Raw genomic sequence first — 17,956 nt, 5'->3', positions numbered from 1 at the left:
ATTTTCATGTCGGATTTCGACATCAAGGACATCAAGCGTCGCATGGACGGCGCGGTGGATGCGCTGAAAAAGGAATTTTCCGGTCTTCGCACCGGGCGTGCCTCGGCCAGCCTGCTCGATCCCATCAAGGTGGAGGCCTACGGCACGCCCACCCCGATCAACCAGGTGGGCACGGTCACGGTGCCCGAATCGCGCATGATCTCGGTTCAGGTCTGGGATCACAATCTGGCCCCGGCGGTGGACAAGGCGATCCGCAATTCTTCGCTGGGCCTGAACCCGGTGATGGAGGGGCCCTCCATCCGTATCCCGATCCCGCCGCTCAACGAGGAGCGCCGCGCTGAACTGGCCAAGACCGCCGGCAGCTATGCGGAAAACGCCCGCGTCGCCGTGCGCAATGTGCGCCGCGACGGCATGGACAGCCTGAAAAAAGCTGAAAAAGACGGCGATATCGGCGAAGACGAGCAGAAGAAGCTCTCCGATCAGGTGCAGAAGGCGACCGACGCCGCGATCTCCGAGATCGACGAGATGCTGAGAACCAAGCAGGACGAAATCACCCAGGTCTGAGCCGCGCGCCGGCCGGACGAGGAGGCGCCGATCCATGGCCGATACCGAGCAGTCCTTGGCGATCCCCCGCCATGTGGCGGTGATTATGGACGGCAATGGCCGCTGGGCGGCCAAGCGCGGCCGGCCCCGCGCCTTCGGCCATCGCGAGGGCGTGGAGGCGGTGCGCCGCACCGTGCGGGCCGCTGGCGACATGGGCGTCACCCATCTCACCCTGTTCAGCTTCTCCACCGAGAACTGGCGCCGGCCGGTGGATGAGATCGACGCCCTGTTTGACCTGCTGCGCCGCTATGTGGAGGCGGATCTGGAGCGGCTCACAGGCGAGGGGGTGCGCATCCGGGTGATCGGGCGCCGCGAGGGTTTGAGCCGGGAATTGCTGAACATCGTCGAGCGCGCCGAGACCCGCACCGCGCACAATGACGCGTTTCACCTGACCATCGCGTTCAATTATGGCGGGCGTGACGAGCTGGTCCGCGCCGCGCGCCGGGCGGCCGAGGCGCTCGACGGCGATCTGTCCGGTCTGGATGAAGCGGGACTGGCGAGGTTTCTAGATACGGACGGCCTGCCGGATCCCGATCTGGTGATCCGCACCAGCGGCGAACGGCGTATTTCCAATTTCCTGCTGTGGCAGGCGGCCTACGCCGAGTTCGTGTTCGTGGATACGCTCTGGCCCGATTTTGACGGAGCCGCCTTCGCCGAGGCGGTGTCGGTCTATGCCGGACGGCAGAGGCGCTATGGCGGTCTCGCCCATGGGTGAGCCGTCTCCGGCCCGCCGGCGGGCGCCCGGCGACCCGATCTTTCGAAAACGCGTCCTGTCCGCGCTGGTCCTGGCGCCGGTGGCGCTCGGCCTTGTGGCGCTGGGCGGGCAGGGCTTTGCGATCTTCATCGCCGCCTTCGCCGCCGCCATGGCGTGGGAATGGGTGCGCATGACCGATTCCGGCGCGCCGCCGCGCGCCTTCGCGGCCGCGACCGGAACCGCGGTGGGCGCCGCGCTGCTGGCCGCCCAGAACGCCCAGGGCTGGACGGTCTTGTGGGTGCTCGCGGGCGCGAGCTTCTGCGCTCTTGACCGCCGGCCCCGGGGCGACGCGCAATACGCCTTTGCGGGCGTGCTTTATGTGTCGGTCAGCGCGGCGCTCCTTGTGACGCTGCGCAATGGCGAGGCTGGCGGCCTTGGCGCGACGCTGTTTCTGCTCGCGGTGGTGTGGAGCGCGGACACCTTCGCCTATCTGGCGGGAAGCTGGATCGGCGGCCCCAAGCTTTTGCCCGCCGCCAGCCCCAACAAGACCTGGGCGGGACTGATCGCCGGGCTGTGCCTGGGGGTCGCCGCGGGCGTCGCCGTCGCCTACGCTTATGACATGACGCCGCTCCATGCCGGGCTGATCGCAGCGCCCACCGCGCTCGCCGCCGTTCTGGGAGATTTATTGATGTCGCTCGTAAAACGGCGCTTCGGCGTGAAGGACGCCGGCACGCTCATCCCCGGTCACGGGGGCGTTCTGGATCGCGTTGACGCGCTCATGCTGGCTTGCGTGTTCGCCGGCCTTGTCGTGGTGCTGGCGCCGCAGATCTGGCCGGGAGCGGGCGCATGAGCGGGCGCACGGTCACGGTCCTGGGCGCCACAGGTTCAGTGGGGCGCGCCACCCTCGATCTCATTGCGCGCGCAGAGCCGGGACGCTTTGACGTGGTCGCCCTGACCGCCAACACCAACGCCGGGCAGCTGGCCGAAGCGGCCATCAAGCTGGGCGCGCGCTTTTGCGCCGTCGCCGACGAAGCCGCAGGTCCGGCGCTGAAGGAGGCGCTGAGCGGCAGCTCGATCAAATGCGGCGCGGGCCAAAGCGCGGTTCTGGACGCCGCCGCCATGGACGCCGACTGGGTGATGGCCGCCATCGTCGGCGCGGCCGGGCTCAAGCCCACTTTGGAAGTCGTGCGGCGCGGGCGCTGCGTGGCCTTTGCGAACAAGGAGGCGCTGGTGTGCGCCGGTGAGCTCTTCATGGCCGAGGCGCGCCGGTCGGGCGCCACGCTTCTGCCGGTGGATTCAGAGCACAATGCGGTGTTCCAGGCCTTCAACGAGGCGCAGCGCGACGGGATAAGGCGCATCATTCTCACCGCGTCCGGCGGGCCGTTCCACACCTCGACGGTGGACGAGATGGCCGCGGCGGGTCCGGCCCAGGCGGTCGCCCATCCCACCTGGTCCATGGGCGCCAAGATCTCGGTGGACAGCGCCACCATGATGAACAAAGGGCTGGAGATCATCGAGGCCTGCCATCTGTTCGCCCTGCCGGACGAGCAAGTGGACGTGCTGGTCCATCCCGAAGCCATTGTTCACGGACTGGTGGAGTATGTTGATGGCGGTCTCCTGGCGCAGCTGGGATGCCCGGACATGCGCACGCCCATCGCCCACGCGCTGGCGTGGCCGGGCCGCCTGGACACGCCGGTGGAGCGTCTGGATCTGGCGCGCCTTGCGACCTTGAGCTTTTCCGCGCCCGACGAGGTGCGCTTTCCCGCTCTGGCGCTGGCGCGCGCCGCGTATCGCGCCGGAGGCTGCGCGCCGACGGTTCTGAACGCGGCCAATGAGATCGCGGTGGATTCCTTTCTGAACGGTAAGATTGGTTTTCTTGACATCGCAGCGGTGGTTGCGGACGCTCTCTCCGAAGGTCGCCGGTCCGGTGTGACGGACGAGGGAGCGCGCGATTTCGAAGCGGTGTACGCCGCCGACGCCGAGGGGCGGCGGCTGGCGCATGACGCCGTCAGGGCGCGCGCCGGCGGCGTGAGCCACAGAGCCGCAGAGTCGAGGTGAGACCATGTTCGATCTACTAGGCTCGGGGCTTCTATCCATTTTCGCCTTCGTGGCGGTGATCTCCTTCGTCGTGGTGATACACGAGCTTGGCCATTACTGGGCCGGGCGCCTGTTCGGCGTTCACGCCGAGGCCTTCTCCATCGGCATGGGGCCGGGCCTGTTCGGCTGGACCGACAGGCTGGGAACGCGCTGGCGCGTCGCCTCGCTGCCCCTTGGCGGATATGTGCGCTTTCGCGGGGATGAAAACGCGGCGAGCGCGCCAAATCGTGACGCGCTGGAGCGCATGCGCCGCGAGCACGATACGCCGGACACGGTGTTTCACTTCAAGCCGCTCTGGCAGCGCGCCATCATCATCGCCGCCGGCCCGCTGGCCAATTTCGCGCTGGCGATCGTCCTGTTCGCCGTGCTCGGCCTGGCGGTGGGCCGCACGGGCGAGGCGCCCGAGCCGGTGCTCACGGCGGTGGTGGAGGGCGGGCCCGGCGAGCGGGCGGGGTTTGAGGTCGGCGACCGGCTGGTGACGCTGGACGGCCAGGAGATCGAATCCTTCGCCATGGTGCGCCAGTATGTGGCGACGCGCGCGGGAACCACCATGCGCTTCGAGATTCAGCGCGACGGCGAGCCGATGACGATCATCGTCACGGCCGAACGCACCATGCGGCCCGATGGTCTTGGCGGAGAGCGCGCCTTTGGATTTCTCGGCATCGGCGTATCTCGCGATGCGTTCGCGCCGAACGAGCCGGTGAGCCTTCTCGAGGCGCCGGTCTACGGCGTCACCCAGACGGTGGAGATCGTCACCATGACCGGGGACTATCTCTTCCGGCTGGTCACCGGGCGCGCCTCCACCGAGTTGCTTAACGGACCGCTGGGCATCGCCACCACCGCCGGTCAGCTGGCGAACGCGTCCATGGCGGGGCCTGACCCGGCGCTGGATGGCGCAGTGGCGCGCGGCGCGGCCGCGCGGCTGGGCGATCTGGTTATCACGCTGCTCAGCCTGTCGGCGCTGTTGTCAGTGGCGCTGGGCCTGATGAATCTTCTACCCATACCGGTACTCGACGGCGGCCACCTGGTGTACTACGCCTACGAAGCCGTGGCGGGGAGGCCTCCCAGCCCGGCGATCCAGGATGCAGGGTTCAGGGTCGGGCTGGGCCTCATCCTTTGCATGTTGGTTGTGGCGACCTGGAACGATTTGAGTTATTTGCGCGGCCTGTTCTCCTGAAAACAGGGTGAGCGCGCGGTTTACGACGAGGACTTGATGAAGCGGATTATTCAAGGCTTTGCAGCTCTGCTGGCTGTTCTGACGCTTCATGCGGCGGCGCAGGCGCAGGACGAGCAATCGCCCGGGCAGCCGCCAGTTGGTGCGCTCGGCTCCGGCGAGGGCGCGCCGGAAGTCGTCAACCAGCCGCGAGCCTCGCAGGCGGTCCTCAATATCCAGGTGGAGGGCAATCAGCGCGTCGAAGCCGACACCATCCTGTCCTATGTGCTTATCCAGCCGGGCGAAGTCGCTGATCCGCGCCTGATCAACCTGTCCATCCAGACGCTCTACGGCACAAACCTGTTCTCCGACATTCGAATTGCGCTTGAAGGTCCCAACATGGTGATCTTCGTGGAGGAGAACCCGATCGTGAACCGGGTCATCCTCGAGGGCAATCGTGCGCTCGCCGACGACAAGATCACCGACGAGATCGAACTTCAGGCCCGCGCCATCTTCACCCGCTCGCGCGTGCAGTCGGATGTGCAGCGTATCCTGCAGGTCTATCGCCAGTCCGGCCGCTTCGCCGCGCAGGTGACGCCCAAGATCGTGGAGCTGCCCCAGAACCGCGTCGATCTGGTGTTCGAGATTTCCGAAGGGCCGGTGACCGGGGTGCGACGCATCGCGTTTGTGGGCAACCAGGCCTATTCCGACAGCCGTCTGAGCGACGAGATCGTCACGACCGAGGCGCGCTGGTGGCGGTTTTTCAGCTCCAACGACAACTATGACCCTGACCGCATCGAGTTTGACCGCGAGCAGCTGCGCACGTTCTACAATGATCGCGGCTACGCCGATTTCCGCGTCACCTCGGTGGTCGCCGAACTCACCCCGGACCAGTCCGATTTCTACGTCACCTTCGTCATGGACGAAGGCGAGCGGTATGATTTCGGCGAGATCGAGGTGGAGACCGGGATCGACGAACTCAACACCGATTATCTTGAATCCATCGTACCGACCCAGCCGGGCCAGCTTTACAACGGCAGCCTCATCGAGAGCGCCGTCGACCAGCTGACCTTCGCGGCGGGCGCGGCCGGCTATGCCTTCGTTGACATCTCTCCGCGCGTCGTCACCAATCGTGAGGATCAGACCGTCGACGTGCGCTACGTGATCGAGGAAAGCCCGCGCGTCTACATCGAGCGCATTGATATTGTCGGCAACACGCGGACCCTGGACCGGGTGATCCGCCGGGAGCTCGACATCGTCGAGGGCGACGCCTTCAACCAGGCGCTGCTGCAGGTGTCGCGCGCCCGGGTGGGACAGCTGGGCTTTTTTGAAGATGTCGAAGTCGAGCCCTATCAGGGCAGTGCGCCGGACCGGGCGCGCGTCGAGGTGAGGGTCACCGAGCAGCCCACGGGCGAGCTCGCTTTCGGCGCCGGCTTCTCGTCCACCGACGCTTTCCTGGTGGACTTCTCGATCTCGGAACGAAACCTGCGCGGCCGGGGCCAGTTCCTGCGCTTCCGGGTGTCGGCCAGCTCGCGCCGCCAGCAGGTCGATATCCGCTTCACAGAGCCGCGCTTCCTTGATCGCAATCTGGCCGCCGGTTTCGACCTGTTCCAGGTGCGTTCCGACTTCTCGCGGGAGGCCTCGTTCGAGACCCAGTCCACCGGCTTTACCCTGCGCGCGGGCTTCCCGCTCACGCGCGCCGTACAGGCGGGGGTGAACTACACACTGCGCACCGACGAAGTGAACACGTTCGCCGGCGTGTCTGAATCCATTCGCCGGGCGTCAGGGTCTCGCGTCACCTCATTGCTGGGCTATTCGCTGAGCTGGAACCGCCTGGATGATATTCGCGAACCGTCCAACGGATTCCGGCTCGCTTTCAACCAAGATTTCGCCGGAATTGGGGGCGATGTTCGCTATGTCCGCACTGAGGTTCAGGCGGGGTGGTACAAGAACGTGCTTCGAGACGACATCGTGTTCAGCGTCACAGGCGACAGCGGATATCTGTTTTCCTGGGGCGGCGACACGGCCCGGATCAATGACCGCTTCTTCAAGGGCGGAAACACGTTCCGGGGCTTTGAAACGGCCGGCATCGGCCCGCGTGTCGTGGCTCGCCGGGATGAGCCGGACGAAGATGGAGACGAGTTCATTTCAGGCGATGCGCTTGGCGGCAATTTCTACGCCGTCGGTTCGGCGGAACTCAGCTTCCCGCTGGGCCTGCCCGAGCAGTACGGGATCCGCGGCAGCCTCTTCACCGAGGTGGGTACGCTGGGCCTTCTGCCCGATGAGGACCAGATCGCCGAAGGTGCGACGGGCAGCGCGTTCACCATCGATCGTCTGGCTCCGCGGGCCTCGGCCGGTCTGAGCGTGTTCTGGGATTCCCCGTTCGGACCCGTGCGGTTCGACTTCGCACACGCGTTCGTCAAGGAAGACTATGACCGGGCGCGCTTCTTCCGCTTCAGCACAAGAACAGGGTTCTAAGTCCATGATTCGCCAAGATATCGCCGCCATCGCCAAGCCGGTGCGCGCGATCGCCGCCGCGCTTGCCCTCGCCGTCGGCTTCGCCGCCGGCGTCCAGGCCCAACAAGTCCTCGTCATGAGTGAAGAGCGCATCCTCACCCAGAGCGCGGTGGGTCAGCACATCGCGTCTGAAATCCAGCGCATCCGCGACGAGGCCAGCGTCTCGCTGGAGGCCACCTCCACCCGCCTGGCGCAGGAGAGCGAAGCGCTCAACGCGGAAACCTCGGCTCTGTCCGAAGCCGCCCTGCAGCAACGTGAAGACCTTCAGCAGCGCTATCAGGCCATGGCCAATGAGAGCGTCGAGCTTGAAGTCGAGCGCGCCGTGCTTCGCCAGGAGTTGATCGCCACGCAGAACGCCGCCATGGAGCCGGTTCTCACCGCGCTGCAGGACGTGCTGCAGGAAATCGTCGACGAGCGCGGCGCCGCCGTTCTCATTGACCGCGCCCAGGTGGTGTTCGCCGCCGAATCCGCGTCCATCAGCCAGGAGGCCATCAACCGGCTCAACGCCCGGCTCTCCACCACCCCGGTCAGCCGCGTGCGCATGAACGATGAACAGCGCGGCGCCGTTCAACAGCAGGTCCTGCAGCAATTCGTCGCCCAGCAGCGCCGCATGCAGCAGCTTCAAGCTCAGCAAGCCGCCGCTCAGCGGCAGCAGTAAGGACGTCAGCGATGGGGGCCGATGCGCGCTTCTTCGAGCGGCTCGGCCCGCTATCGGCCGGTGATCTCGCCGCGCTGTGCGGGGCTGAGCTCACCGGCGACGCCGCCCTGGCGGTTCACGATGTGAACACGCCAGGCCAGGCCGGGGCGGGAGAGCTTTTTTTCCTCGCCAGGAACGCGGACACTTCCATTCAGACGCCGGGCGCCTGCGCCATCGTCGCCGATGCTGCGACGGCGGAGCAATTGTCCTCGGCCGGCGCGGTTTTGATCGCCCACGATCCGCGCGCCGCTTTCGGCCGCGCCTGCGCCGCGCTTTTGCGCGCGCGAGACCATGTGGGCGACACCTTCATCGATCCCTCGGCGGTCATCCATGCATCGGCGCGCCTTGCTCCGGGCGTCGTGATCGGACCGGACGCCGAGATCGGCGAAGCCGTCGAGATCGGGCCGGGCGCGGTCGTTGGGCCAGGGGTCGTCATCGGCGCGCGAAGCCGCATCGGCCCGCGGGCGGTGGTGCAGTGTGCGGTGCTGGGCGAGCGGGTGGAGATCCTCACCGGGGCCGTGATCGGCGAGGCTGGTTTCGGCCTGGCGCTGGATCAGGGCGGCCTGTTGTCGATTCCCCATGTGGGCCGCGTGATCATCGAGAACGAGGTGGTGATCGGCGCCAACTCCACCGTCGATCGCGGGATGATACGCGACACGATCCTGCGCAAGGCCTGCAAGATCGATAATCTGTGCCACATCGCGCATAATTGCGAGATCGGCGAATACGCTGTCATGGCGGCGTTTTCCGGCGTATCCGGCAGCGTTCATGTGGGCCGGGGCGCCCAGTTCGGCGGCCGGGCCGGGGTGGCCGACCATTTGCGCATCGGTGACGGCGCGCGTCTGGCCGCATTCGCAGGCGTTATGAAGGACGTGCCCGACGGCGAGACCTGGGCGGGATCGCCCGCACAGCCGATCCAGCGCTTCATGCGCGAGATCGTCTGGATCAGACGACAGTCCGGCGTGAAGAAAAACGCGAAGCCGAAAAAGGATGAGCAATGACCGAGGCTGCGGGCGAGATCGTCGGACCGGACGAGATTTTGCGGCGTCTGCCGCATCGCTATCCCTTTTTGCTCGTGGACAAGTGCCGGGATTATCAGCCCGGCCGCTCGATCACAGGCATCAAGTGCGTGGCGGCCAGCGAGCCTCATTTTCAGGGCCATTTTCCCGACAACCCGGTCATGCCGGGCGTGCTGATCATTGAGGCCCTGGCCCAGACCGGCGCGGTTCTGATGAGCAAGACGCTGGACGCCGACATCGCCACGACGGTGATCTATTTCCTGGGCGTGGAGCGGGCCCGTTTCAGAAAGCCGGTGCGACCGGGGGATTTCATGGAGATGGCGGTGGAGGTCGTCGCCAGCCGCCGCGGCGTGTTCAAGTTCAAAGGCGAAGCGCGCGTCGAGGGCGTGAAATGCGCCGAAGCCGAGTTTTCCGCCACGTCAGCCGTTCGCGAAATCTGATGCCGACAATCCATCCCACAGCCATCGTCGATCCAGCCGCCGTCCTGGCTGAGAATGTCCAGGTCGGCCCCTATTGCGTGATCGGTCCTAACGTGGAGATCGGCGCCGGCTCGCGCCTTCTGTCCCATGTCTCGATCGCCGGGCGCACCAGGATCGGCAAGGACTGCACCCTGCATCCCTTCGTCGCGCTGGGTGAACCGCCCCAGGACTTCAAATACAAGGGCGGCGAGGTGAGCCTGGAGATCGGCGACCGCAACACGCTGCGTGAACACGTGACCATGCATATGGGCACGGAGACCGGGCGCGGCGTGACGCGCGTCGGCGCCGGCTGCTTTTTCATGGTGGGAAGCCATGTGGCCCATGACTGCATCATCGGCGACAATGTGGTGTTCGCCAACAACGCCTCGGTGGGCGGCGAGAGCACGGTGAGCGATTTCGTCATCATGGGCGGGCTGTCGGCGCTTCACCAGAAATGCCGGGTCGGCAAGTACGCCTTCATCGGCGGCGGCGCGGCGGTGACCGGCGATCTCATTCCCTACGGCATGGCCGACAACCATGGCTGGCTGGCCGGATTGAACCTGGTGGGCCTGAAACGGCGCGGGTTCTCGCGCGAGGTGATCCATGATCTGCGCACCGCCTATCGCCTCCTTTTCGCCGAGGAAGGCGCCTTCACCGAGCGGGTGGAGGACACTGCGCGCCTGTTCGAGGCGCGCCAGGAGGTGCAGGACGTGATCGCTTTTATCCGCGCGACCGGATCGCGCCCGCTCTGCTTTCCAGAGCCGCGGTGAGCGCGGTGACGGAGCGGCGGTGAGATGGCGGCGTCCTACCAGCGTCTGGGCCTGATCGCCGGCGGCGGCGAGCTGCCGGTTCATGTGGCCGCGGCGGCGCAGTCAGAGGGGCGGCTGGGCTGCGTCATCGCGCTGGACGGCTTCGCCGATCCCTCCCGTTATCCGGCGGCGACGCTCTGCGGCATCGCCAGGATCGGCGCCATGTTCAAGGCCCTGCACGAGGCGCGCTGCGACGCGGTGTGCTTTGCGGGCATTGTCGCAAGGCCTGATTTTTCAAAGCTGAAGCCTGACATGAAGGGCGTCGGCCTTCTGCCCAAGGTGCTGTCTGCGGCGGCGCGCGGCGATGATGCGCTGCTTCGCGCCGTGATCGCCATATTCGAGCGCGAGGGCCTGGCCGTGGTCGGCGCCGACGAGATCGCCGACGAGCTCAAAGCCCGCGCCGGTCTGCTGGGCGGGGTCGGTCCCGACGACACGGCGCGCGCCGATGCGCTCAAGGCCCTCCATGTGGCCTCTGTTATCGGCGCCGAGGACATCGGACAGGGCGCGGTGGTGGCGCGCGGGCTTGTCCTCGCCGTGGAGGCCCAGGAGGGCACTGACGCCATGCTCGCGCGGGTCGCCGGCCTGCCGGAAGCGCTGCGCGGCACTCCGGCGGCGCGCAGCGGCGTTCTGGCCAAGCGCCCCAAGCCGGTGCAGGAGCGCCGGATCGACCTTCCCGTCATCGGCGTGCCCACCGTTGAAGCCGCCGCGAAGGCGGGCCTCGCCGGCATCGTCGTCCCCGTCGGCGGGGCCTTGATCCTTGGCCATGACAGCGTGGCGCGCGCGGCCGATGCGGCGGGCGTGTTCGTCTGGATCGTCGAAGAGCCCGCCTCCGGCTAAGGGAGCCCGCCCATGTCCTCAGCCCCGCGCGTCTTTCTGGTCGCCGCAGAGCCTTCGGGTGACGCCATCGCGGCTGATCTGATCGACGCCCTGCGCCGGCTGCGCCCCGATGTGGAGATCGCCGGGGTGGGCGGAACCGAGATGGCCGCACGCGGCGTGGTGTCCGCGGTGGACGTCTCGGAGCTGTCCGTGTTCGGCATCTTCGACGGATTGAGGATCATCAAGCTCGTCCATGAGCGCGCCGAGGAAACCGCCGCCGCCGCGGCGGCCTTTGGCGCTGACGCCGTGGTGCTCATCGACAGCTGGGGCTTCATGCTGCGCGCCGCCTGGAAGCTGGAAGAGCGGCTGCCGGATGCGGCGCGCATCAAATATGTGGCGCCGCAGGTCTTCGCCTCGCGCCGGGGCCGGGCCAGGGTCGCCGCAAATCATTTCACCCACCTTCTGGCCATCCACCCCTTCGACGCGGACTATTTCGAGCCGCACGGGCTTGAGACCCGTTTTGTTGGCAATCCCGCGCTGGAGCGTGATCTGTCCGGCGACGGGCCGGGCTTTCGCGCGCGCCACGGCGTCGATCCGGACGCCGAGCTTGTGCTGATGCTGTTCGGCAGCCGCCGCAGCGAGCTGACACGGCTTTTCCCCCGCTTCGCCGATGCGGCGCGCCGCCTTAAAGCCGAGCGTCCGGGTCTGGTGCTCGCCACCGCGCTGGCGCCCTCCATCGCGGACGAGGCGCGCGCGCTCATCAGCGCCGAACCCGTACTGGCTGATCTGATCATCGCTGAAGGCGGCCAGCGGCGCGACGCCTGCCACGCCTGCGATGTGGCGCTGGCGTGCTCGGGCACGGTGACGCTGGAGCTGTCGCGGGTGGGAACGCCCACCATCGCCGCCTACCGGCTGGGCTGGCTCGCCTGGGCGGCGGCGCGGCTGTGGATGATGAAGGCGAAATATATTTCGCTCACCAATCTGGCCGCTGGCGAGCTCCTCATCCCCGAATATGTCCAGACCGCCTGCACCGGGGAAAAACTCAGCAGCGCCGTGTCGGCCCTGCTCGACGATCCCGCGCGCAGAGCCGAGCTGTCGCAGCGCCTCAAGGCCGTCACCCGCACCATGAGCGGAGAGGGCGGCGCGCCGTCGGCCAACGCCGCCGAGGCGGTGCTCGACATTATCGCGCAACAAAAAACCGGCGAGGCTTAAGCCCCGCCGGTTCCATGTGTCCGTCAGAAGTGGCGTAACGCCTAGCGCTTGTCCATGTCGACAAAATCGCGCTGGGTGGCGCCGGTGAAGGCCTGGCGCGGGCGGCCGATCTTCTGGGTCTGGTCCTCGATCATTTCAGACCATTGCGCGATCCAGCCCACGGTGCGCGCAACCGCGAACAGCACGGTGAACATCTCGGTCGGGAAGCCCATCGCGCGCAGCGTGATGCCCGAATAGAAGTCGATGTTCGGGTACAGCTTCTTCTCGATGAAGTACGGGTCCTCCAGCGCGATCTTCTCCAGCTCCATGGCCACGGCCAGCAGCGGGTCGTTCTTGATGTTCATCTCGTCGAGCACCTGGTGGCAGGTCTCGCGCATCACCTTGGCGCGCGGGTCGTAGTTCTTGTAGACCCGGTGGCCGAAGCCCATGAGACGGAACGGATCGTCCTTGTCCTTGGCCTTCTCGATGTATTCGGGGATGCGGTCCACCGAGCCGATCTCTTCAAGCATGTTCAGCGCCGCCTCGTTGGCGCCGCCATGGGCGGGACCCCAGAGCGAAGCGATGCCGGCCGCGATGCAGGCGAACGGGTTGGCGCCTGACGATCCGGCCAGACGCACCGTGGAGGTGGATGCGTTCTGCTCGTGATCTGCGTGCAGGGTGAAGATCTTGTCCATGGCCCGGGCAAGCGTCGGCGAGGGCGTATAGTCCTCGGCGGGCACCGCAAAGCACATGCGCAGGAAGTTCGTCGCGTAGTCGAGCTCGTTGCGCGGGCTGATGAAGGGCTGGCCGATGGAATACTTATAGGCGCGCGCCGCGATGGTGGGCATTTTCGCGATCATGCGGTGGGCGCTCACCAGGCGGGCCTGGGGATCGTTCACATCGGTGCTGTCATGGTAGAACGCGGACAGCGCGCCCACCGTGCCGACCATGATCGCCATGGGGTGGGCGTCGCGGCGGAAACCGCGGAAGAAATGATCGATCTGGTCGTGCAGCATGGTGTGCCTGCGGATCGTCCAGTCGAAATCGTGCAGCGCCTGCTTTTCCGGCAGCTCGCCATTGATCAAGAGGTAGGCGACCTCGATGAAGCTGGCGTTGTCGGCCAGCTGATCGATGGGATAGCCGCGATAGAGCAGCGTGCCTTCATCCCCGTCGATATAGGTGATCTGGCTTTCGCAGCTGGCCGTGGAGGTGAATCCGGGATCGTAGGTGAACATCCCGGTGTGCTTGTACAGCGTCCGGATGTCGATGACGTCCGGTCCGACCGTGCCGGAAAAGATCGGCAGATCAATGGTCTTGCCGTTCACTTCAAGCTTGGCGGAGCCTTTCGGCTTGATCTTGTTTTCCATATCTCCAACCCCTTTTCATTCGTTGGCGGGCTGACCCGCGCCCCGGCGCCTTACGCCGGCCGCACGCTGGTCAGATGACGTCATCCAGACGGGCCAGGACTTCTTCACGTCCCAGAACCGACAGAACCAAACCCATGTCCGGCGCCGCAGCGCCGCCTGTGATCGCCGCACGAAGCGGCTGGCCCACTTTTCCAAAGCCGACATCTTCAAGTTCTGCGAAGCGCTGCAAGGCCGCGCTCAGCGCGCCCTCGCTCCAGTCTTCGGTGTCGGCCAGAACGGCGCGCAGGCGGGCCATTCGTTCCAGCGCATCGTCCTTGAGCGCTTTTGCGGTCTTCCCGCTGATCTCGATCGGCCGCGGCCTGAGCAGAAAATAGACCTGATCCTCCAGTTCGGCGAGGGTCGAGGCGCGCTCTTTCAGCGCCGCCATGGCCCGGCCGGCCCAGATCTTCGCGGTGTCGTCGGTGCGCAGATCCTCGCGGCCTTCAAGCCGCGCCCACAGCAGGGACAGAAGCCGCTCGTCATCGGCCTGCTTCATGTGCCAGGCGTTGGTGTGCGCCATCTTGTCGAAGTCGAGCCGCGCCGGCGCCTTGCCCAGCCCGTCCAGGTCAAACAGCTGCGCCATCTCCGCGTCGGTGAACAGCTCCTTGTCGCCATGGGACCAGCCAAGCCGCAGCAGATAATTGCGCAGGCCTTCAGGCAGATAGCCCATGTCGCGATAGGCCTCGACGCCCAGCGCGCCATGGCGCTTGGAGAGCTTCTTGCCGTCCGGCCCGTGGATCAGCGGGATATGGGCGAACAGCGGCGCGTCCCAGCCTAAAGCGGCGTAGATCTGGCTTTGCCGTCCGGCGTTGGTCAGGTGATCGTCGCCGCGGATCACATGGGTGACGCCCATGTCATGGTCGTCCACCACCACGGCGAGATTATAGGTGGGCGCGCCGTCGGCGCGCAGCAGCACCAGATCGTCGAACTCTTTCGCGCCCCAGCGCACGTCGCCCTGGACCGCGTCGGTGATCACCATGTCGCTGTCCGGCGCGCGAAAGCGCACCGTAAAGGGTGCGTCGGGCGCCGCGCCGCCGTCGCGCCAGGGCGAGCGGAAGGCGCGGCCTTCGCTGAACGCCTGCTCGCGCAGGGTCTCCAGCTCTTGCGGTGTGCAGTAGCAGCGAAATGCGGCGCCGCGGCTCACAAGGCTCTCCACGACCTCCACATGGCGTGCGGCGCGTTCGTGCTGGGAGACCGGCTCGCCGTCCCAGTCAAGACCGAGCCAGGCCAGCCCGTCGCGGATCGCGTCCACCGCCTGTGCGCTATAGCGCGCGCGGTCGGTATCTTCGATGCGCAGCTTGAAAGATCCGCCATGGCGTTTGGCGAACAGAGCGTTGAACAACGCGGTGCGCGCGCCTCCGATATGCAGGAAGCCGGTAGGCGAAGGTGCGAAGCGGGTGACTGGGGTCTGATGCACTTGCGAATTCATGTTGCACTGCGAAGGAACCGGTTCCTTAGCACGGGGTTGGCGCGCAGTGATAGCCTCCGCCTGATCTTCGCGCCATGATGGACGTGTGGATGCAGTCTATCTTCCCTCTTCGCGCGAACCGGCGCGCTGGCGTATGCTGCTTGATGCGGTGCTCGGTGCACGGCTTCGGGTGGGCGCGCCCGATCCTGCACGCCTGATTCTGTGGGCCCCTCTGGCGTTAGGGGTCGGCGCCGCGGCCTATTTCTCCCTCACCGCCGAACCCCCCGCCTGGACGGGTTCGGCCAGCGTGATGCTCGCCGCGGTGTTCGCGGCGCTGGCGGTTCTCTTACGAGGCGAGGCGGTGCGTCTCAGCGCCTGCGTCCTGGCGGCCGCGCTCGTGCTGGGCTTCGGCCTGGCGCAGGGGCGAACCGCGAGCCTGGCGCCGCCGCCGCTGGAGGTGAGCCAGCGCGCAGTGGGGGTGACCGGATGGATCGAGGCGGTGGAGCGCGGCGGGTCGCGCCCGCGCCTGCTTATTCGCGTGGCCGAGCTTGAGGGCGCCGGTGAACCGCCCCACCGTATCCGGATTCGCGCTCGCCTGGCCGCATTCACGCCGGGCGACGCGGTGCGCCTGCGCGCGGTGCTGACCCGCCCCACCGGCCCGTCCGCGCCCGGCGGATACGATCCGGCGCGCGCGGCCTGGTATGACGGCGTCGCGCTCACCGGCTTCGCCATCGCCGATCTTGAGCCGGCGGCGCTGGATCAGGCGCGCCTGCAGCGCGGCTTTGCGAAGATGCGCTGGAATTTGGCCGAGCGGATCCGGGCCAAAGCCGGAGAGCGCACCGGCGGGGTGGCCGCGGCCCTGCTCACCGGCGACCGTTCAGGCGTCAGCGAGGCCGACGCCGAAGCGCTTCGGATATCCGGGCTTGGCCATATCCTTGCGATTTCCGGGCTGCACATGGCGCTGTTCGCCGGCGGGGTGTACGTGGCGCTGCGCTATCTGTTCGCGTCCATCGAGCCCTATGCCCGCGCCCGCGATCCGCGCAAGCCGGCGGCGATCCTCGCGCTTCTGGCGGCGCTCGGCTATCTCATCCTCTCCGGGGGCGCGGTCTCCACCCAGCGCGCCTTCGTCATGGCGGCGGTGGTTCTCACCGGCGTGCTTCTGGACCGGCGGGCCTTCTCGCTTCGCTCGCTGGCCATCGCGGCGCTTGTGGTGATCGTGATCGCGCCGGAAAGCGTCACCGAGGCGGGGTTCCAGATGAGTTTCTCGGCCGTGGCCGCGCTCATCGCGGTGTACGAGATCTGGACGCGGGTGAAGCCGGAGCGGCTTGGCCGCGCCAAAGTTCTGGAGCGCATGAGCGATTCCCTCGCCGGGCTCGCCACCACCAGCGTGGTGGCCGGCGCCGCGACCGGCGCGTTCGCCGCGTTTCATTTCCAGCGAATGGCCGCCTACGGCCTTGTGGCCAATCTGGCGGCCATGCCGGTTTTCACCTTCTGGGTGATGCCCGCCGGCGTCGTCGCCCTGGCGCTGGCGCCGGTGGGTCTCGACGGGCCGGCGCTGGCGGTCATGGACGCGGGCTTGCGCATTGTTCTTGCCATCGCCCACTGGACGGCGGAGCTGGACGGCGCCGCCATGGCGACGCAGGCCGCGCCTGGCCTTGTCATCGCGCTTTATTCGGCCGGGTTCGCCCTGGCGACGCTGGGCCTGGGGCTGGTGCGCCTTACCGGCGTCATCGCCGCGCTCGCAGCCCTTGGGCTCTGGCTCACCCAGACCCCGCCCTCCATGATGATCAGCGACGGCGGGGTGGTGGTGGCCCGCTTTGACGACAGCGGCGCGTGGCAGGCCAGCAGCCTCAGGGCCTCGCGTTTTGACACCCGCGTCTTTCTTCAGCGCGCCGGGGCCGGGGGCTCGCGCGCCGAACGCGCGCCGCTGCGCTGCGACCCGCTTGGCTGCGTGGGCGAGACAGTGGACGGCCTGCGCCTGGCGGTGACGTCAAACCCGGAAAGCCTGCCGGAGGATTGTGCGCGCGCCGACCTGATCGTGTTCGACGGGCGGGCGCCGGCCTGGCGCAAGCGGCGGTGCGCGGCGGTGCTGCTGGACGATCCCGCGCGTGAGGCGCTGGGCGGGGCGGAATTCTGGATCAAGGACGGCCGGGTGATCCGCCTGCGCGGGGCGCAAGACCGCCGCCGCGACCGGATCTGGAGCACGCCCTAGCGCGGCAAAACATACTCAGAGCCGCCAGAAACATAACGCCCCGCCGGCGTGAAGCGGGCGAGGCGTTTCAGGGATCGGTCTCAAAAAGAGGCGCCTCACGATGAGGCGACGTGCATGCTGCGGGGCCGATGCAGGGTGTCGCCGGCGCCGATAGAGCTGCGGGAGCGGCCTAGTGGTACTGACGGATCAGACCCACGAGCCGGCCTTGAACCTTCACCTCGCCGGGGCCGAAAATGCGCGTCTCATAGGCGGGGTTGGCCGCCTCGAGCGCGATGGACCCGCCCTTTTTGCGAAGGGTCTTCAACGTGGCTTCCTCGTCGCGCACCAGGGCGACGACGATCTGGCCGTTATCAGCCGTGTCGGTGCGTTTGATCACCACCACGTCGCCGTCAAGAATCCCGGCGTCGATCATGGAGTCGCCGTGGACTTCCAGGGCGAAGTGCTCGCCGCCGGAGATCATGGCGTGGGGCACCATGAGGCGGTCGGTTTCATGCTGGATCGCAGAGATCGGCACGCCCGCCGCGATGCGGCCCAGCACCGGCACTTCAACACCGGCTTCAGACGACGCGGAGCCGCGCCGTTCCCCGAAGGCCGGCTCGATGACGTTGTCCGCGCTGACGCCGGAGCGCGGCGCAGAGTTTTCGGGGAGTTTGAGCACTTCCAGCGCCCGCGCCCGGTGGGCGAGGCGGCGGATGAAGCCGCGCTCCTCCAGCGCGCTCACCAGACGGTGAACGCCGGACTTGGACGCCAGCTGGAGCGCGTCCTTCATCTCGTCGAAAGAGGGCGAAACGCCGTCCTCTGACAGACGCTTGTGGATGAAGAGCAAAAGCTCGTGCTGTTTTTTGGTCAGCATGACGACCCTCAGGAACAAAACCG

General features: G+C 67.1%; 16 protein-coding genes. 13 read left to right on the top strand and 3 right to left on the bottom strand.

Annotated elements, in window-relative coordinates; genetic code table 11:
* Positions 1–6: 6 nt before the first annotated feature.
* Genes frr through lpxB form a run of 12 tightly spaced genes read left to right on the top strand, consistent with a single transcriptional unit; the run spans position 7 to position 12,075 of the window.
* Entirely contained in the window at positions 7–564 is a 558-nt protein-coding gene (gene frr / locus ACWCOP_RS08795) for a ribosome recycling factor (RefSeq protein ID WP_478247913.1), read from the top strand.
* A gap of 34 nt (positions 565–598) precedes the next feature.
* Positions 599–1,318, top strand: coding sequence for a polyprenyl diphosphate synthase (uppS, locus tag ACWCOP_RS08790; RefSeq protein WP_478247912.1), 720 nt, complete (start codon positions 599–601; stop codon positions 1,316–1,318).
* Positions 1,311–2,147 (top strand): phosphatidate cytidylyltransferase, encoded by an 837-nt coding sequence (locus ACWCOP_RS08785; protein WP_478247911.1) that lies wholly within the window; start codon positions 1,311–1,313, stop codon positions 2,145–2,147. Before uppS ends, ACWCOP_RS08785 begins: the two co-directional genes overlap by 8 nt.
* The gene (gene dxr, locus ACWCOP_RS08780; protein ID WP_478247910.1) at positions 2,144–3,355 is read left to right on the top strand and encodes a 1-deoxy-D-xylulose-5-phosphate reductoisomerase; all 1,212 of its coding nucleotides are present in this window, start codon (positions 2,144–2,146) and stop codon (positions 3,353–3,355) included. The genes ACWCOP_RS08785 and dxr overlap by 4 nt, the downstream gene beginning before the upstream one ends.
* A gap of 4 nt (positions 3,356–3,359) precedes the next feature.
* On the top strand, positions 3,360–4,571 hold the full coding sequence (locus ACWCOP_RS08775) for a M50 family metallopeptidase (protein ID WP_478247909.1): 1,212 nt from the start codon (positions 3,360–3,362) through the stop codon (positions 4,569–4,571).
* Positions 4,572–4,607: 36 nt separating this feature from the next.
* Entirely contained in the window at positions 4,608–7,025 is a 2,418-nt protein-coding gene (gene bamA, locus ACWCOP_RS08770; protein ID WP_478247908.1) for an outer membrane protein assembly factor BamA, read from the top strand.
* A gap of 4 nt (positions 7,026–7,029) precedes the next feature.
* On the top strand, positions 7,030–7,722 hold the full coding sequence (locus ACWCOP_RS08765; RefSeq protein WP_478247907.1) for an OmpH/Skp family outer membrane protein: 693 nt from the start codon (positions 7,030–7,032) through the stop codon (positions 7,720–7,722).
* A gap of 11 nt (positions 7,723–7,733) precedes the next feature.
* Positions 7,734–8,762: a UDP-3-O-(3-hydroxymyristoyl)glucosamine N-acyltransferase gene (lpxD, locus tag ACWCOP_RS08760; RefSeq protein ID WP_478247906.1), complete on the top strand. Its 1,029-nt coding sequence runs from the start codon at positions 7,734–7,736 to the stop codon at positions 8,760–8,762.
* Positions 8,759–9,220, top strand: coding sequence for a 3-hydroxyacyl-ACP dehydratase FabZ (gene fabZ / locus ACWCOP_RS08755; RefSeq protein ID WP_478247905.1), 462 nt, complete (start codon positions 8,759–8,761; stop codon positions 9,218–9,220). Before lpxD ends, fabZ begins: the two co-directional genes overlap by 4 nt.
* Positions 9,220–10,008, top strand: a complete 789-nt coding sequence (gene lpxA, locus ACWCOP_RS08750) for an acyl-ACP--UDP-N-acetylglucosamine O-acyltransferase (protein ID WP_478247904.1) — start codon at positions 9,220–9,222, stop codon at positions 10,006–10,008. Before fabZ ends, lpxA begins: the two co-directional genes overlap by 1 nt.
* A gap of 24 nt (positions 10,009–10,032) precedes the next feature.
* Complete coding sequence (locus ACWCOP_RS08745; RefSeq protein WP_478247903.1) at positions 10,033–10,884, top strand: LpxI family protein; 852 nt, start codon at positions 10,033–10,035, stop codon at positions 10,882–10,884.
* A gap of 12 nt (positions 10,885–10,896) precedes the next feature.
* The gene (lpxB, locus tag ACWCOP_RS08740) at positions 10,897–12,075 is read left to right on the top strand and encodes a lipid-A-disaccharide synthase (RefSeq protein WP_478247902.1); all 1,179 of its coding nucleotides are present in this window, start codon (positions 10,897–10,899) and stop codon (positions 12,073–12,075) included.
* Positions 12,076–12,116: 41 nt separating this feature from the next.
* Here lpxB and gltA read toward each other — a convergent pair whose 3' ends face one another.
* Together gltA and gltX are read right to left on the bottom strand one after the other, a co-directional pair.
* Entirely contained in the window at positions 12,117–13,421 is a 1,305-nt protein-coding gene (gene gltA, locus ACWCOP_RS08735; RefSeq protein ID WP_478247901.1) for a citrate synthase, read from the bottom strand.
* A gap of 70 nt (positions 13,422–13,491) precedes the next feature.
* Complete coding sequence (gene gltX, locus ACWCOP_RS08730; RefSeq protein ID WP_478247900.1) at positions 13,492–14,889, bottom strand: glutamate--tRNA ligase; 1,398 nt, start codon at positions 14,887–14,889, stop codon at positions 13,492–13,494.
* An 85-nt stretch (positions 14,890–14,974) separates the two neighbouring features.
* Here gltX and ACWCOP_RS08725 point away from each other — a divergent pair, with 85 nt between their 5' ends.
* The gene (locus ACWCOP_RS08725; protein ID WP_478247899.1) at positions 14,975–17,080 is read left to right on the top strand and encodes a ComEC/Rec2 family competence protein; all 2,106 of its coding nucleotides are present in this window, start codon (positions 14,975–14,977) and stop codon (positions 17,078–17,080) included.
* A 169-nt stretch (positions 17,081–17,249) separates the two neighbouring features.
* On the opposite strand, the gene lexA is transcribed toward ACWCOP_RS08725, so the two are convergent.
* Positions 17,250–17,933 (bottom strand): transcriptional repressor LexA, encoded by a 684-nt coding sequence (gene lexA / locus ACWCOP_RS08720; protein WP_478247898.1) that lies wholly within the window; start codon positions 17,931–17,933, stop codon positions 17,250–17,252.
* Between the last annotated feature and the right edge of the window lie 23 nt (positions 17,934–17,956).

The organism is Apolloniradiicaulis salifontis, assembly GCF_053756655.1.
The sequence above is the reverse complement of the archived record's forward strand: the minus strand, read 5'-3'. Positions and strand labels throughout refer to the sequence as shown.

Excerpts from the sequence above, each read along its gene's own strand:
- frr (WP_478247913.1), top strand. The coding sequence starts at position 7 with ATGTCGGATTTCGACATCAAGGACATCAAGCGTCGCATGGACGGCGCG.
- uppS (WP_478247912.1), top strand. The coding sequence starts at position 599 with ATGGCCGATACCGAGCAGTCCTTGGCGATCCCCCGCCATGTGGCGGTG.
- ACWCOP_RS08785 (WP_478247911.1), top strand. The coding sequence starts at position 1,311 with ATGGGTGAGCCGTCTCCGGCCCGCCGGCGGGCGCCCGGCGACCCGATC.
- dxr (WP_478247910.1), top strand. The coding sequence starts at position 2,144 with ATGAGCGGGCGCACGGTCACGGTCCTGGGCGCCACAGGTTCAGTGGGG.
- ACWCOP_RS08775 (WP_478247909.1), top strand. The coding sequence starts at position 3,360 with ATGTTCGATCTACTAGGCTCGGGGCTTCTATCCATTTTCGCCTTCGTG.
- bamA (WP_478247908.1), top strand. The coding sequence starts at position 4,608 with ATGAAGCGGATTATTCAAGGCTTTGCAGCTCTGCTGGCTGTTCTGACG.
- ACWCOP_RS08765 (WP_478247907.1), top strand. The coding sequence starts at position 7,030 with ATGATTCGCCAAGATATCGCCGCCATCGCCAAGCCGGTGCGCGCGATC.
- lpxD (WP_478247906.1), top strand. The coding sequence starts at position 7,734 with ATGGGGGCCGATGCGCGCTTCTTCGAGCGGCTCGGCCCGCTATCGGCC.
- fabZ (WP_478247905.1), top strand. The coding sequence starts at position 8,759 with ATGACCGAGGCTGCGGGCGAGATCGTCGGACCGGACGAGATTTTGCGG.
- lpxA (WP_478247904.1), top strand. The coding sequence starts at position 9,220 with ATGCCGACAATCCATCCCACAGCCATCGTCGATCCAGCCGCCGTCCTG.
- ACWCOP_RS08745 (WP_478247903.1), top strand. The coding sequence starts at position 10,033 with ATGGCGGCGTCCTACCAGCGTCTGGGCCTGATCGCCGGCGGCGGCGAG.
- lpxB (WP_478247902.1), top strand. The coding sequence starts at position 10,897 with ATGTCCTCAGCCCCGCGCGTCTTTCTGGTCGCCGCAGAGCCTTCGGGT.
- gltA (WP_478247901.1), bottom strand. The coding sequence starts at position 13,421 with ATGGAAAACAAGATCAAGCCGAAAGGCTCCGCCAAGCTTGAAGTGAAC.
- gltX (WP_478247900.1), bottom strand. The coding sequence starts at position 14,889 with ATGAATTCGCAAGTGCATCAGACCCCAGTCACCCGCTTCGCACCTTCG.
- lexA (WP_478247898.1), bottom strand. The coding sequence starts at position 17,933 with ATGCTGACCAAAAAACAGCACGAGCTTTTGCTCTTCATCCACAAGCGT.